The organism is Klebsiella sp. PK18 (genome assembly GCF_057784655.1).
Genome location: NZ_CM173493.1, coordinates 2,086,549 through 2,100,894 on the forward strand (window position 1 = coordinate 2,086,549; position 14,346 = coordinate 2,100,894).

The 14,346-nt window shown below is 51.7% G+C and carries 12 protein-coding genes, 2 tRNA genes and 2 other RNA genes; 8 read left to right on the forward strand and 8 right to left on the reverse strand.

The window, feature by feature from the left end; genetic code table 11:
- Positions 1 to 29: 29 nt before the first annotated feature.
- The 6 genes from AC3EMD_RS10115 to AC3EMD_RS10140 all read right to left on the reverse strand — a co-directional run bounded on the left by AC3EMD_RS10115 (position 30) and on the right by AC3EMD_RS10140 (position 2,094).
- Positions 30 to 162: non-coding RNA, RtT sRNA (locus AC3EMD_RS10115), on the reverse strand.
- A 44-nt stretch (positions 163 to 206) separates the two neighbouring features.
- A tRNA-Tyr gene (locus tag AC3EMD_RS10120) sits at positions 207 to 291 on the reverse strand.
- Positions 292 to 330: 39 nt separating this feature from the next.
- A non-coding RNA gene (locus tag AC3EMD_RS10125) (RtT sRNA) lies at positions 331 to 463 on the reverse strand.
- A gap of 43 nt (positions 464 to 506) precedes the next feature.
- Positions 507 to 591, reverse strand: a tRNA-Tyr gene (locus AC3EMD_RS10130).
- Between the two features lie 159 nt (positions 592 to 750).
- Complete coding sequence (gene purU / locus AC3EMD_RS10135; protein ID WP_004203178.1) at positions 751 to 1,593, reverse strand: formyltetrahydrofolate deformylase; 843 nt, start codon at positions 1,591 to 1,593, stop codon at positions 751 to 753.
- A 42-nt stretch (positions 1,594 to 1,635) separates the two neighbouring features.
- On the reverse strand, positions 1,636 to 2,094 hold the full coding sequence (locus AC3EMD_RS10140) for a YchJ family protein (RefSeq protein WP_008804406.1): 459 nt from the start codon (positions 2,092 to 2,094) through the stop codon (positions 1,636 to 1,638).
- 112 nt (positions 2,095 to 2,206) lie between these two features.
- Between AC3EMD_RS10140 and rssA the strand changes: the two genes are divergently transcribed.
- The 3 genes from rssA (at position 2,207) to galU (ending at position 5,312) form a co-directional block, all read left to right on the forward strand.
- Positions 2,207 to 3,109 carry a patatin-like phospholipase RssA gene (gene rssA, locus AC3EMD_RS10145; RefSeq protein ID WP_008804407.1) on the forward strand — a complete coding sequence of 301 codons (903 nt, stop codon included), beginning with the start codon at positions 2,207 to 2,209 and terminating at the stop codon, positions 3,107 to 3,109.
- Between the two features lie 89 nt (positions 3,110 to 3,198).
- Positions 3,199 to 4,212 (forward strand): two-component system response regulator RssB, encoded by a 1,014-nt coding sequence (rssB, locus tag AC3EMD_RS10150; RefSeq protein WP_008804408.1) that lies wholly within the window; start codon positions 3,199 to 3,201, stop codon positions 4,210 to 4,212.
- 197 nt (positions 4,213 to 4,409) lie between these two features.
- Complete coding sequence (gene galU / locus AC3EMD_RS10155; RefSeq protein ID WP_008804409.1) at positions 4,410 to 5,312, forward strand: UTP--glucose-1-phosphate uridylyltransferase GalU; 903 nt, start codon at positions 4,410 to 4,412, stop codon at positions 5,310 to 5,312.
- Between the two features lie 122 nt (positions 5,313 to 5,434).
- On the opposite strand, the gene hns is transcribed toward galU, so the two are convergent.
- Positions 5,435 to 5,842, reverse strand: a complete 408-nt coding sequence (gene hns / locus AC3EMD_RS10160) for a histone-like nucleoid-structuring protein H-NS (protein WP_002910103.1) — start codon at positions 5,840 to 5,842, stop codon at positions 5,435 to 5,437.
- A 560-nt stretch (positions 5,843 to 6,402) separates the two neighbouring features.
- Between hns and tdk the strand changes: the two genes are divergently transcribed.
- On the forward strand, positions 6,403 to 7,020 hold the full coding sequence (gene tdk / locus AC3EMD_RS10165; RefSeq protein ID WP_008804410.1) for a thymidine kinase: 618 nt from the start codon (positions 6,403 to 6,405) through the stop codon (positions 7,018 to 7,020).
- Between the two features lie 137 nt (positions 7,021 to 7,157).
- Here the strand turns inward: tdk and adhE are convergent, their stop codons facing one another.
- Positions 7,158 to 9,833, reverse strand: a complete 2,676-nt coding sequence (adhE, locus tag AC3EMD_RS10170) for a bifunctional acetaldehyde-CoA/alcohol dehydrogenase (protein WP_008804411.1) — start codon at positions 9,831 to 9,833, stop codon at positions 7,158 to 7,160.
- A gap of 77 nt (positions 9,834 to 9,910) precedes the next feature.
- On the opposite strand from adhE, the gene AC3EMD_RS10175 reads away from it, so the two are divergent.
- The 4 genes from AC3EMD_RS10175 to oppB all read left to right on the forward strand — a co-directional run bounded on the left by AC3EMD_RS10175 (position 9,911) and on the right by oppB (position 14,344).
- Positions 9,911 to 10,126 carry a hypothetical protein gene (locus tag AC3EMD_RS10175; protein ID WP_012541357.1) on the forward strand — a complete coding sequence of 72 codons (216 nt, stop codon included), beginning with the start codon at positions 9,911 to 9,913 and terminating at the stop codon, positions 10,124 to 10,126.
- Between the two features lie 183 nt (positions 10,127 to 10,309).
- A complete protein-coding gene (locus AC3EMD_RS10180; RefSeq protein ID WP_008804412.1) occupies positions 10,310 to 10,957 on the forward strand; it encodes a YchE family NAAT transporter in 648 nt (215 codons plus the stop codon).
- A 746-nt stretch (positions 10,958 to 11,703) separates the two neighbouring features.
- Positions 11,704 to 13,338 (forward strand): oligopeptide ABC transporter substrate-binding protein OppA, encoded by a 1,635-nt coding sequence (gene oppA, locus AC3EMD_RS10185; protein WP_008804413.1) that lies wholly within the window; start codon positions 11,704 to 11,706, stop codon positions 13,336 to 13,338.
- 85 nt (positions 13,339 to 13,423) lie between these two features.
- Positions 13,424 to 14,344, forward strand: a complete 921-nt coding sequence (oppB, locus tag AC3EMD_RS10190) for an oligopeptide ABC transporter permease OppB (protein ID WP_002910089.1) — start codon at positions 13,424 to 13,426, stop codon at positions 14,342 to 14,344.
- Positions 14,345 to 14,346 lie beyond the last annotated feature (2 nt).

A 14,346-nucleotide genomic window follows, 5' to 3' on the forward strand; every position in this document is an offset into this window, starting at 1 on the left:
TAATTGGATTGCGGTGTTTTTTAAGAGAATGGTGGTGGGGGAAGGATAACTCGTCGCTATCGCTCCTCGCCCTTCGGGCCGTTGCCTGCGGCAACGTTCTCTCGCTGGCGCTCGAGTCGAACCTTAGTCGAAGCTTCTCATCCTTCCCCGTAGGGTAGAATATAGAATATCGTAGAGTAATTGGATTGCGGTGTTTTTTAAGAGGATGGTGGTGGGGGAAGGATTCGAACCTTCGAAGTCGATGACGGCAGATTTACAGTCTGCTCCCTTTGGCCGCTCGGGAACCCCACCAGGGGTAAAATCACATTGTAGGCTATTCAGCAAAATGAATGGTGGTGGGGGAAGGATAACTCGTCGCTATCGCTCCTCGCCCTTCGGGCCGTTGCCTGTGGCAACGTTCTCTCGCTGGCGCTCGAGTCGAACCTTAGTCGAAGGTTCTTACCCTTCCCGCAAAGTGCAAACATCGTTTACGCTTGTCGGGGAAACCATATCACTGTAGTGAATAATGGTGGTGGGGGAAGGATTCGAACCTTCGAAGTCGATGACGGCAGATTTACAGTCTGCTCCCTTTGGCCGCTCGGGAACCCCACCACGGGGTAATGCTTGGTACTGGCCTGCTTCCTTCTCGGGAAGCGGGGCGCATCATACCAAATGATGCGCCCCTGTAAAGCATTCGTTTGACAAAAATAAACTGGTTGCCTGATTTTTACGCGTAACGCCGTAAAGCTAACCAATTCATTTCTCAGTCGATTAAAGAATAATCGTCCGGTTACCGTAAACGAAGACGCGCTGCGCCAGTACCTGATACAGCGCCCGGCTCAAGACGTTTTTTTCGACATCGCGGCCAGCGCGCATCATATCTTCTGCAGTATAGGTATGATCGACATGAATCACGTCCTGCATGATGATTGGGCCTTCATCCAGATTGTCATTCACATAGTGGGCGGTGGCGCCAATGATCTTTACGCCGCGCTCATAGGCCTGATGATAAGGACGGGCGCCGATAAACGCCGGCAAAAATGAATGGTGAATATTGATGATTTTGTTCGGGAAGCGGGCGACAAACTCCGGGGTGAGGACGCGCATATACTTGGCCAGTACCACGTAATCCGGCTCATGTGCCGCAATGGCATCCCCCATCTGCTTGTCGTGTTCTTCGCGGCTTAACCCTTCGTGACTGACCAGCTCAAACGGAATACCAAAACGCTCCACCAGCGGGCGCAGCGTGTCATGGTTGCCGATAACCGCGGCGATATCGACATCCAGTCCGCCGTAGTTGGCTTTCATCAGCAGATCGCCGAGGCAGTGCGCCTCTTTGGTCACCAGAATGACCACCCGGCGACGGCCTGCCGGATTCAGTTCGCGGATGGAACCTTCCGGTAGGGCGCTATCCAGATCGGCCAGCAGAATAGCGTCGTTAAAAATGCCCTCCAGTTCGGTGCGCATAAAGAAACGACCGGTACGGTGGTCAACAAATTCATTGTTCTGCACAATGTTAAGTTCGTGTTTGTAGCAGATATTGGTGATACGCGCGATGAGGCCTTTCTGATCAGGGCAAATAGTGCGTAGTACTTTACGTTGTAATGAATGCATCGCGAGGAAAATCCTGTAGTGTTTGCAAGCGCTACGGCAGCGTTACTGGCCGCAGCATTTTTTAAATTTTTTACCTGAGCCGCAAGGGCAGGGGTCATTACGACCAATCAGCGGTCGTGTCCCGTCGATATAGTACCACTGTCCATTTTCTTTTAAGAATCTGGAACGTTCAATAATGGCGCCCGGACGGTTATTGTCATTAAAGCGGGCGACAAAGCTGACAAAGCCTTCATTTGGGACTCGCCCTTCATCACTGGCGAATAGGGTTAAACCCAGCCACTCGGTCTGGCTGAACCCCTTCTCCAGCTCGGCGCGAAACGTCTGCGCCTGACAGGACGGATGCCAGGTTTTGATCAGATAGTCGGCATCTTTCATGACGAACGCGCTATAGCGGGAGCGCATAAGCTGTGACGGGCCTGGCGCAAGCTCTGCGCCGGACAGATATCGCTGGCAACATGAGCTATACTCCAGTGCGCTGCCACAGGGGCATAATTGCGACAAAACTGCCTCCATGGAAGAAAGAATTACGGCGCTTCAACGCCAAAGGTGTTTATGTTAACTGAGCCGTGACAATGTTGCCACGCTCAGAGTGGAAGGATAGTTATCAGTAATAATGAGAAAGCTTAAAATTGGTCTGGCGTTAGGGGCGGGAGCTGCCCGAGGATGGTCGCACATTGGCGTCATCAACGCCCTCCGTCGGGCTGGTATCGAGATTGATATCGTCGCGGGGTGTTCTATCGGTTCGCTGGTAGGGGCGGCGTATGCCTGCAACCGGCTCCCGGCGCTCGAGTCATGGATCTGCTCATTCAGCAACTGGGATGTCCTGAAGCTGATGGACCTCTCCTGGCGACGTGGGGGCCTGCTGCGCGGTGAAAAGGTATTCAATCATTACCGTCGTATTATGCCGGTGACCGATATCGAACGCTGCGAGCGTCGGTTTGCTGCCGTCGCGACCAATTTAAGTACCGGCCGGGAACTGTGGTTTACTGAAGGCGATCTGCATTTAGCCGTTCGAGCCTCCTGCAGCATGCCTGGACTGATGGCGCCGGTGAGGCATAATGGTTACTGGCTGGTCGATGGCGCAGTGGTCAACCCGGTTCCCGTGTCGCTGACGCGGGCAATGGGGGCCGATATCGTGATTGCCGTTGACCTGCAACATGATGCTCATCTCATGCAGCAAGATTTATTTTCCCTCGAAACGCCGCGGCCGGAAGCTGAAGAGAAGGAGGGCCCATGGCATACTCGTCTGCGCGCGCGATTGACGCAAATGAGCTCCCGTCGTACGGCCGTGACGCCGACGGCGATGGAGATCATGACCACGTCTATCCAGGTTCTGGAGAACCGTCTTAAACGCAACCGCATGGCGGGCGACCCGCCGGATATCCTGCTGCAGCCATACTGTCCGCAAGTGTCGACGCTCGACTTCCATCGCGCAGGAGAGGCGATTGCCGCGGGCCAATTGGCCGTGGAAAAGAAAATGGATGAACTATTACCCTTAGTGCGTACAGCGGTTTGACGTACAAGTACCTGACTTAAGTAAAATCTGACAGGCGATAGTGAGAATAGCGTGCCACTATTGAATTATCGTCAGCCAGGGGAGATATCATGACGCAGCCATTGGCGGGAAAACAGATTCTGATAGTTGAAGACGAACCCGTTTTCCGCTCACTCTTGCATGGATGGCTGGCCTCGCTGGGAGCAACGACCTGGCTGGCGGAAGATGGCATGGATGCCCTGCATAAAATGACAGAGGTGCGTCCGGACCTGATGATTTGCGACATTTCAATGCCGAGAATGAACGGTCTGGAACTGGTTGAGACGCTGCGTAACCGCGGCGAGCAGCTACCGATTCTGATGATTTCCGCCACCGAAAACATGGCGGATATTGCCAAAGCGTTACGGCTGGGCGTCCAGGATGTGCTGTTAAAACCGGTGAAAGATTTCGATCGCCTGCGTGAGACTGTTTATGCCTGCCTGTATCCCGCGATGTTTAGTTCACGTGTGGAAGAGGAAGAGCGTTTATTTGAGGACTGGGACGCGCTGGTCAGTAATCCGACCGCCGCATCGAGACTGCTGCAGGAGCTACAGCCTCCGGTGCAACAGGAAATGTCACATTGCCGCATTCATTATCGACAGCTGGTATCGGCGGATAAGCCGGGGCTGGTGCTCGACATTGCGCCGCTCTCGGAAAATGATTTGGCTTTCTATTGTCTGGATGTCACACGAGCAGGGGATAATGGTGTGCTGGCGGCTTTATTACTGCGCGCGCTATTCAATAGCCTGCTGCAAGAGCAACTGGCGCATCAGGGGCAACGGCTACCTGAAATGGGGAGTCTGTTAAAACAGGTCAATCAGTTACTCCGCCAGGCGAATCTTCCCGGTCAGTTCCCTTTGCTGGTGGGTTATTACCACAGTGGACTGAAAAATTTAATTCTGGTGTCCGCAGGGCTCAATGGCACGTTGAATACCGGTGAGCATCAAATTCAGATAAGTAATGGCGTTCCTTTAGGGACGCTGGGCGATGCCTATCTTAACCAAATTAGCCAGCGCTGCGCCTCATGGCAGTGCCAAATTTGGGGGGCCGGGGGGCGTTTACGCTTAATGTTGTCTGCGGAATGAGCAATTGCGTTTATATCTAAGCAGACGGCATTACCTGCAGCCCTATACTGGTGGTACCATCGAGCAGTTTTATGCGTAAAAGTCCTAATTCGAGGCTATCGGAACCTTTTCAGACCAGTGAATACGCGGTTGACTGATATACTCGACACGTTATTTGTAACGAGAAGTTTAAAAAACAAACAGTCCAGGAGATTTCAATGGCTGCCCTTAATTCTAAAGTCAGAAAAGCGGTTATCCCGGTAGCGGGATTAGGCACCAGGATGCTGCCTGCCACCAAAGCAATTCCAAAAGAAATGCTGCCGCTGGTAGATAAGCCGTTAATTCAGTACGTTGTTAATGAATGTATCGCTGCAGGAATTACTGAAATTGTTCTGGTAACGCACTCATCGAAAAACTCTATCGAAAACCATTTCGATACCAGTTTTGAGCTGGAAGCGATGCTGGAAAAACGTGTAAAACGCCAGCTTCTGGAAGAAGTGCAGTCTATTTGCCCGCCGCACGTGACAATTATGCAAGTTCGTCAGGGCCTGGCGAAAGGCCTTGGTCACGCCGTGCTGTGCGCCCATCCGGTAGTGGGTGATGAGCCGGTAGCGGTTATTCTGCCAGACGTTATTCTGGATGAATTTGAGTCCGATCTGAGCCGTGATAACCTTGCGGAGATGATCTCTCGTTTTGATGAGACTGGCGCCAGCCAGATTATGGTTGAGCCTGTCGAGGATGTGACCGCGTATGGCGTGGTCGATTGCAAAGGCGAATCCCTGAAGCCGGGCGAAAGCGTGCCGATGGTGGGCGTGGTCGAGAAGCCAAAAGCTGACGTTGCGCCGTCCAACCTGGCGGTAGTGGGGCGCTATGTCCTCAGCGCAGATATTTGGCCGCTGCTGGCGAAGACCCCTCCGGGCGCCGGTGATGAAATTCAGCTGACTGACGCGATTGATATGCTGATCGAGAAAGAAACGGTTGAAGCTTATCATATGAAAGGCAAGAGCCATGACTGCGGCAATAAGCTTGGCTACATGCAGGCGTTTGTCGAATATGGTATTCGTCACAAGACGCTTGGTGACGATTTTAAAGCCTGGCTGGAAACCGCGGTGACGAAGTAATCCGCAGCGCGATTAAAAGCCAGAAACCGGGAGCGCGTCAGCGACTCCCGGTTTTGTTTATCGAGCCTGAGGGCAAAAAAAATCCCGCCGGAGCGGGATTTTTAATATTGCGACAACGGAGATTAGATCAGGAAATCGTCCAGTGATTTACCTTGTTCGTCCATTGCTTTTTTGATCACCGCAGGAGTACGGCCCTGGCCAGTCCAGGTTTTGGTTTCGCCGTTTTCGTCTACATAGCTATATTTAGCCGGACGTGCAGCACGCTTAGTTTTGGTACCGGCTTTAACGGCAGCCATAGTGCTCAGCAGTTCATTCGGGTCAATACCGTCAGCAATCAGCATTTCACGGTATTGCTGCAGCTTACGCGTACGCTCTTCAATTTCTGCTGCGGCGGCGTTTTCTTCTTCACGGCGCTCGTTAACAACGACTTCTAATTTTTCCAGCATTTCTTCGAGCGTTTCAAGGGTGCATTCTCTTGCCTGCGCACGAAGAGTACGGATGTTGTTCAAAATTTTAAGTGCTTCGCTCATTGTAGTAATCTCAAACTTATATTGTGGGGTGGTTTGTTGAACTAATAATAGAGCGATAAAATGCGTTGTGCAATAGGGGAGAATGTAAGGAATTCAAAATTACTGGTTATTTGTCGCGGGAATTAATTAATTTAAGTTAAAATTCTCGTGCCGCTTCACATCTTTGCTCCTTATAGCCATGAGTAGGGGGCCAGCTAAAACACTGAGACCATATGCTTTTTCTGAGGTTCAGTGAGAAAAATTATCCTTTGCATGGGTAAATAACCCTCGTCAGTATTAGCGCATTTTTGGTTACGCGCCTTAATATAAAACAAGCCGCAAGCCCGCTTATAGTGCATGGATACTGGTCCTATAAGCACGAAAAGACAATGGTTACCTCACCGATAGCGTAACGGGGCGTACAAATAATGGCCCTGTAAATTCAATTCATCCACGTCACCCTTTTCGTTTCCATGCCCTTCAGCGCTGCGACAATACCCCTGCGGAAAGGGCGGCTGTATGCCTAAAATATGGTACAATCGCCGCCGCGATAAAACACTTTGATTGGGGTCACGCAGCCGATGGCACAACTTTATTTCTACTACTCTGCAATGAATGCAGGTAAGTCGACCGCTCTGTTGCAATCTTCGTACAATTACCAGGAGCGGGGGATGCGTACCATCGTTTATACCGCTGAGATAGATGACCGCTTCGGTGCTGGAAAAGTCAGCTCGCGTATCGGCCTCTCCTCGCCGGCCCGGTTGTATAATCCGCAGACGTCGCTATTTAACGATATTGCGGCAGAGCACAAGCTTAAGCCGATTCACTGCGTGCTGGTGGATGAAAGCCAGTTTCTGACGCGCGAACAGGTTCATGAGCTGTCCGAAGTTGTCGATACACTGGATATTCCGGTGCTGTGCTATGGACTGCGGACGGATTTTCGCGGCGAGCTCTTTACCGGTAGCCAGTATTTGCTGGCATGGTCCGATAAGCTGGTGGAGCTGAAAACCATTTGCTTCTGCGGCCGTAAGGCGAGCATGGTGCTACGTCTCGATCAAGAGGGGCGACCTTATAATGAAGGCGAGCAGGTTGTCATCGGCGGCAATGAGCGGTATGTGTCCGTCTGTCGTAAGCATTATAAAGAGGCGCTGAGCGTGGGTTCTTTAACCCAGGTACAAAACCAGCGTTATTCCTGCTGAGTTGCTCAGAAGCTCATACAGGCGCCTGTGGGCGCCTTTTTTATACTCAGGAAGGCTGGAGCTCGGGATTGGCTGACAAGCGGGCATAAAAAAGCCCCGTCAGGTGACGGGGCTTGCAGTATGTTTACCGTTGTTGATTAAGCGGATTTCTTCGCTTTTTTCTCAGCTTTCACCGGAGCCGCGTCGGTTTTCGCAGCAGTTTCGCCTTCGACGAACTCGCGGCCGTAGTAGGTATCCAGCAGAATCTGTTTCAGTTCGGAGATCAGCGGGTAGCGCGGGTTAGCGCCGGTGCACTGGTCATCGAATGCATCTTCAGACAGCTTATCAACGTTAGCCAGGAAGTCAGCTTCCTGAACGCCAGCTTCGCGGATAGATTTCGGAATTCCCAGCTCAGCTTTGATGCTTTCCAGCCATGCCAGCAGTTTCTCGATCTTCGCTGCGGTGCGGTCGCCCGGTGCAGAGAGACCCAGGTGATCGGCGATTTCAGCGTAGCGACGACGAGCCTGCGGACGGTCGTACTGGCTGAACGCAGTCTGCTTGGTCGGGTTGTCATTCGCGTTGTAGCGAATAACGTTGCAGATCAGCAGGGCGTTGGCCAGACCGTGCGGAATATGGAACTGAGAGCCCAGTTTGTGCGCCATGGAGTGACACACCCCGAGGAAGGCGTTCGCAAACGCGATACCGGCGATAGTCGCAGCACTGTGTACGCGCTCACGGGCAACCGGGTTCTTGGAACCTTCGTGGTAGGAAGCCGGCAGGTACTCTTTCAGCAGTTTCAACGCCTGCAGAGCCTGGCCGTCAGAGAACTCAGAAGCCAGCACGGAAACGTAAGCTTCCAGGGCGTGAGTCACCGCATCCAGACCACCGAACGCACACAGCGACTTCGGCATATCCATCACCAGGTTGGCATCGACGATGGCCATATCTGGGGTCAGCGCGTAGTCTGCCAGCGGATATTTCTGACCGGTTGCGTCATCGGTCACTACGGCGAACGGCGTCACTTCAGAACCGGTACCGGAGGTGGTGGTGATGGCGACCATCTTGGCTTTGACGCCCATTTTCGGGAACTTGTAGATACGTTTACGGATATCCATAAAGCGCAGCGCCAGTTCTTCGAAGTGGGTTTCCGGATGTTCGTACATGACCCACATGATTTTCGCCGCATCCATCGGGGAACCGCCGCCCAGCGCGATGATGACGTCTGGTTTGAAGGAGTTCGCCAGATCGGCACCTTTACGTACGATGGTCAGAGTCGGGTCAGCTTCAACTTCGAAGAAGACTTCGGTTTCAACGCCCGCTGCTTTCAGTACGGAAGTGATCTGATCGGCATAGCCGTTGTTGAACAGGAAGCGGTCAGTCACGATCAGCGCGCGTTTGTGACCATCAGTAATCACTTCATCCAGTGCGATTGGCAGGGAGCCACGACGGAAGTAGATAGATTTCGGAAGTTTGTGCCACAACATGTTTTCAGCTCGCTTAGCAACGGTTTTCTTGTTGATCAGGTGTTTCGGACCAACGTTTTCAGAGATGGAGTTACCACCCCAGGAACCACAACCCAGAGTCAGGGAAGGCGCGAGTTTGAAGTTGTACAGGTCACCGATACCACCCTGAGAAGCCGGGGTGTTGATCAGGATACGTGCGGTTTTCATCATCTGGCCGAAGTAAGCCACGCGAGCCGGCTGGTTGTCCTGGTCGGTGTACAGGCAAGAGGTGTGACCGATACCGCCCATGGCAACCAGTTTTTCTGCTTTGGTGACCGCGTCTTCGAAATCTTTCGCACGATACATCGCCAGCGTCGGAGACAGTTTTTCGTGAGCAAACGGTTCACTTTCGTCAACGTTGGTCACTTCGCCAATCAGGATCTTAGTCGTAGCCGGAACGGTGAAGCCTGCGAGTTCCGCGATTTTTGCCGCTGGCTGACCAACGATAGCAGCGTTCAGCGCGCCATTTTTCAGGATGATGTCCTGAACCGCTTTCAGCTCTTTACCCTGCAGCAGATAGCCGCCGTGGCTGGCGAAACGTTCGCGAACCGCGTCATACACTGAATCAACGACGACAACAGACTGCTCAGAAGCACAGATAACGCCGTTATCGAAGGTTTTAGACATCAGAACGGAAGCAACAGCACGTTTGATATCAGCCGTTTCATCAATGACCACCGGGGTGTTACCGGCACCAACGCCGATAGCTGGTTTACCGGAGCTGTACGCCGCTTTCACCATACCTGGACCACCGGTCGCAAGGATCAGGTTGATGTCCGGGTGATGCATCAGCGCGTTAGACAGTTCTACGGACGGCTGATCGATCCAGCCGATCAGGTCTTTCGGCGCGCCAGCCGCGATGGCAGCCTGCAGTACGATATCAGCCGCTTTGTTGGTGGCTTCTTTTGCACGCGGGTGCGGAGAGAAAATGATGGCGTTACGTGTCTTCAGGCTGATGAGCGATTTGAAGATGGCTGTTGAAGTCGGGTTAGTGGTCGGTACGATACCGCAGATGATGCCGATCGGTTCAGCGATAGTGATGGTACCAAAGGTGTCGTCTTCTGACAGGACGCCACAGGTTTTTTCATCTTTATATGCGTTGTAAATGTATTCGGAAGCGAAGTGGTTTTTGATCACTTTGTCTTCAACGATGCCCATGCCGGATTCGGCAACGGCCATTTTAGCGAGAGGGATTCGAGCATCTGCAGCGGCCAGAGCGGCAGCGCGGAAGATTTTATCGACTTGTTCTTGAGTGAAACTGGCATATTCACGCTGGGCTTTCTTGACACGCTCAACAAGCGCGTTCAGTTCAGCGATATTAGTAACAGCCATAATGCTCTCCTGATAATGTTAAACTTTTTTAGTAAATCAGTCGCTCGATTCGACATTATAGACAGGCTGTTAACAGCTTGCATGTAAATGTTTATGTAGAAAAATCAGGACACTGTTTTACCGATTTACTAAAAAAGCTCTATTACTTTAACTTTCAGGTCATGCTGCCTTCCACTCTGTTGGTGTCATCAAGATTACTCACTTCTGAGTACAAAATACGTGATTTAGATCAAGTATTGGCGTGGCTGATACCTTTCAGCTGGCTGCTTTTTAACCGATTCGATCAAGTGTAATGGAAGGGTTTTGAAATTAAAAAAACGATTAGCATTAAAGCTACAAATAACTAACATTCGATACATATCACCGGGTTATGCATATTTATAATGAATATTGCATGCAAAAAGCGTATGTTTCGCGCAGTTATTTTATGCTGTTAATAGTCAACCGCCAATTTTGATGATGCTGCGGAGCCCATTGTGACTCAACCACTGTTCGATTTTGCTACCTATTTCAAGTTTTTCATTGGCTTATTTGCCCTGGTCAACCCGGTCGGCATCATTCCGGTGTTTATCAGTATGACCAGCTACCAACCGGCAGCGGTGCGCAACAAGACCAACCTGACCGCAAACCTGTCGGTGGCGATCATCCTCCTGACGTCGTTGTTTCTCGGCGATGGCATTCTGCAGATTTTTGGCATCTCGATTGATTCCTTCCGCATTGCCGGCGGCATCCTGGTGGTGACCATTGCGATGTCGATGATCAGCGGCAAGCTCGGCGAAGATAAGCAGAACAAGCAGGAGAAATCGGAGACGGCGGTCCGGGAGAGCATCGGCGTCGTGCCTCTCGCGCTCCCCTTAATGGCCGGACCGGGGGCAATCAGTTCAACTATTGTCTGGGGCACCCGATATCATTCCTGGGTGCACCTGGTCGGGTTCTCACTGGCGATAGCGGTATTCGCTCTTTGCTGCTGGGGCATTTTCCGAATGGCGCCGTGGCTGGTTCGTCTGCTGGGACAGACGGGAATCAACGTCATCACCCGTATCATGGGGTTGCTGCTGATGGCCCTGGGGATCGAGTTTATCGTAACCGGTATTAAAGCGCTGTTCCCCGGACTGCTTAATTAGAGGAACACCATGCAAGCGTGGAGGCTTCACTTCGCGCTTGCGCGATTATTAGCAAAACCTATTAACCAGCGCGAGATCGGCTGTTGAGATAACGTTTTGCGATAATATCTTTAAATCCATATTTTTCATTAAGATATCTGTTTTTGTTCATTGTTTTCCCCTCACGCTCTTCCTGCCTGCGATGTTATTTTCTTCACATCATTCTCTGGCACTTGCTGTCGGATCATCGAAATGATATTAGTAATTTTAACAAGGCAGTAGATGAATGTGCTAAAAAGTAACCTGTTGTTAAATTTTTGTACAAAAAAGCATCTTTTAGCCGATACTCGATTCTCAACGCGATTAAAAAATCATATCACTATGATTAACAATGATATTTTTTTGTCGGTAGTCCGCGAAGATCTTGAGCATCGCGGGCAATATCGGCGATAAAAGAGAATCCGGTAACATATTTGCAAATTGCATTGGCGGAGGTGTTTACCTTTTGGTAATTTCCGCCGTTATCGTCTGCTGAATTATATGCGTAAATGAGAATTATTATTAATAATCTCACTGCGCCGGAACTGCCCTCCAGCGAGGGGGCAAAGAATCGACGTTAAGGCTGCCGTTCGAGCGGTCGTAATAAATAAGTCGGTGATAGCAATCTGCCAATCGCAAACGCTCCTGCGTTGGACAGATCCCCGCAAACGGGAAAAAAACAGGCTGGTTAAAAAACCAGTAATTATAATGACTGGAGTTACAACACAATGACCATCATCACTAAAAAACGTTTGATCGCCGCGGGAGTGCTATCCGCACTGCTTGCCGGCAATATGGCTATGGCAGCGGATGTCCCGGCCGGTGTGCAGTTGTCGGATAAGCAAACGCTGGTGCGAAATAGCGGCGCTGAGCCGCAATCACTGGACCCGAATAAAATTGAAGGGGTACCCGAGGCCAATATTAGCCGCGACCTCTTCGAAGGCTTGCTGAATACTTCGCCGAAAGATGGCCACCCGATCCCTGGCGTAGCAGAGAGCTGGGATAATAAAGATTTTAAAGTCTGGACCTTCCATCTGCGTAAAGATGCGAAATGGTCTAACGGCGAGCCGGTTACTGCTCAGGACTTCGTCTACAGCTGGCAGCGTCTGGTGGATCCGAAAACCGCTTCTCCTTATGCCAGCTATCCGCAATATGGTCATATCGTTAACGTCGACGACATCATTGATGGCAAGAAAGCGCCGAGCGAACTGGGCGTAAAAGCCATTGACGACCACACGCTGGAAGTTACCCTCAGCGAGCCAGTCCCTTATTTTTATAAGCTGCTGGTTAACCCGGCGATGTCTCCTGTCTACAAACCGGCTATTGAAAAATTTGGCGAGAAATGGACACAGCCTGGCAATATCGTCACCAACGGGGCGTATACTCTGAAAGACTGGGTGGTCAACGAACGTATCGTGATGGAGCGCAACCCGCACTACTGGGATAATGCTAAAACCGTCATTAACACCGTTACCTGGCTGCCGACCTCTTCCGAAGTGACCTATGTTAACCGCTATCGCAGCGGTGAACTGGACATGACCTATAACCAGCTGCCGATCGAACTCTTCCAGAAGCTGAAAAAAGAGATCCCCAACGAGCTGCACGTCGACCCGTATCTGTGTACCTATTATTACGAAATCAACAACCAGAAAGCGCCGTTTACCGACGTACGCGTCCGTACCGCGCTGAAGCTGGGTCTGGATCGCGACATTATTGCTAATAAAGTGAAAGGACAGGGCGATCTGCCGGCCTACGGCTACACGCCGCCGTACACCGATGGCGCGAAGCTGAGCGAGCCGGAATGGTTTACGTGGTCGCAGGAAAAACGCAACGAAGAAGCGAAGAAACTGCTGGCCGAAGCCGGCTATACCGCGGATAAACCGTTGACCTTTAACCTGCTTTATAACACCTCCGATTTGCACAAGAAGCTGGCGATTGCCGCCGCCTCGCTGTGGCGTAAAAACCTGGGCATTGACGTGAAGCTGGTTAACCAGGAGTGGAAAACATTCCTCGATACCCGTCACCAGGGCACCTATGACGTGGCACGCGCAGGCTGGTGCGCCGACTATAACGAGCCAACTTCCTTCCTGAATACCATGCTTTCTGACAGCTCAATGAACACTGCGCACTATAAGAGCCCGGCGTTCGACAAGATTATGGCTGAATCCGTAAAAGCGTCTGATGAAGCGCAGCGTACGGCAGCCTATGCGAAAGCGGAACAGCAGCTGGACAAAGACAGCGCGATCGTACCGGTCTATTACTACGTCAACGCCCGCCTGGTGAAACCGTGGGTTGGGGGCTATACCGGTAAAGACCCGATGGATAACGTCTATACCAAAGATCTCTACGTTATCAAACATTAATGGCAATACGTGGGGCGGGCCTGTGCTCGCTCCATCGTGTCTTATTTGAGAGCAGTGCAAAGGCACACGCCAGAAGGTACGGGCAATGTTAAAATTTATCTTACGTCGCTGTCTGGAAGCGATTCCGACGCTATTTATTCTTATTACCATCTCATTCTTCATGATGCGTCTGGCACCGGGAAGTCCTTTTACCGGGGAGCGCACCCTGCCGCCGGAAGTCATGGCGAATATTGAAGCAAAATACCATTTAAACGACCCTATCATGACGCAGTACTTCAATTATCTGAAGCAACTGGCGCATGGCGATTTTGGTCCTTCCTTTAAATACAAAGATTATTCGGTCAACGATCTGGTGGCCGCCAGCTTCCCGGTTTCTGCGAAACTGGGCTTCGCCGCCTTTTTACTCGCGGTGGTGATCGGCGTAGCCGCCGGGGTGATAGCCGCTCTGAAGCAAAACACCCGATGGGACTACGCGGTGATGGGGGTAGCCATGACCGGCGTGGTTATTCCGAGCTTTGTGGTGGCGCCGCTGCTGGTGATGATTTTTGCCATTACCCTGCACTGGCTGCCGGGCGGCGGCTGGAACGGCGGAGCGCTGAAATTTATGATCCTGCCGATGGTGGCGCTTTCCCTGGCCTATATCGCCAGTATCGCCCGTATCACCCGCGGCTCGATGATAGAAGTGTTGCACTCTAACTTTATCCGCACCGCGCGGGCAAAAGGGCTGCCGATGCGCCGCATTATTTTGCGCCATGCGCTGAAGCCGGCGCTGCTGCCGGTGCTCTCCTATATGGGGCCAGCTTTCGTGGGCATCATCACCGGCTCAATGGTCATTGAAACCATTTACGGCCTGCCGGGGATCGGCCAGCTGTTCGTTAACGGGGCGCTTAACCGCGACTACTCGCTGGTGCTGAGCCTGACGATCCTCGTTGGCGCCCTGACTATCCTGTTCAACGCCATCGTTGACGTGCTGTACGCCGTTATCGATCCGAAGATTCGCTACTGAAG

Excerpts from the sequence above, each read along its gene's own strand:
- purU (WP_004203178.1), bottom strand. The coding sequence starts at position 1,593 with ATGCATTCATTACAACGTAAAGTACTACGCACTATTTGCCCTGATCAG.
- galU (WP_008804409.1), top strand. The coding sequence starts at position 4,410 with ATGGCTGCCCTTAATTCTAAAGTCAGAAAAGCGGTTATCCCGGTAGCG.
- rssB (WP_008804408.1), top strand. The coding sequence starts at position 3,199 with ATGACGCAGCCATTGGCGGGAAAACAGATTCTGATAGTTGAAGACGAA.
- oppB (WP_002910089.1), top strand. The coding sequence starts at position 13,424 with ATGTTAAAATTTATCTTACGTCGCTGTCTGGAAGCGATTCCGACGCTA.
- oppA (WP_008804413.1), top strand. The coding sequence starts at position 11,704 with ATGACCATCATCACTAAAAAACGTTTGATCGCCGCGGGAGTGCTATCC.
- adhE (WP_008804411.1), bottom strand. The coding sequence starts at position 9,833 with ATGGCTGTTACTAATATCGCTGAACTGAACGCGCTTGTTGAGCGTGTC.
- tdk (WP_008804410.1), top strand. The coding sequence starts at position 6,403 with ATGGCACAACTTTATTTCTACTACTCTGCAATGAATGCAGGTAAGTCG.
- rssA (WP_008804407.1), top strand. The coding sequence starts at position 2,207 with ATGAGAAAGCTTAAAATTGGTCTGGCGTTAGGGGCGGGAGCTGCCCGA.
- hns (WP_002910103.1), bottom strand. The coding sequence starts at position 5,842 with ATGAGCGAAGCACTTAAAATTTTGAACAACATCCGTACTCTTCGTGCG.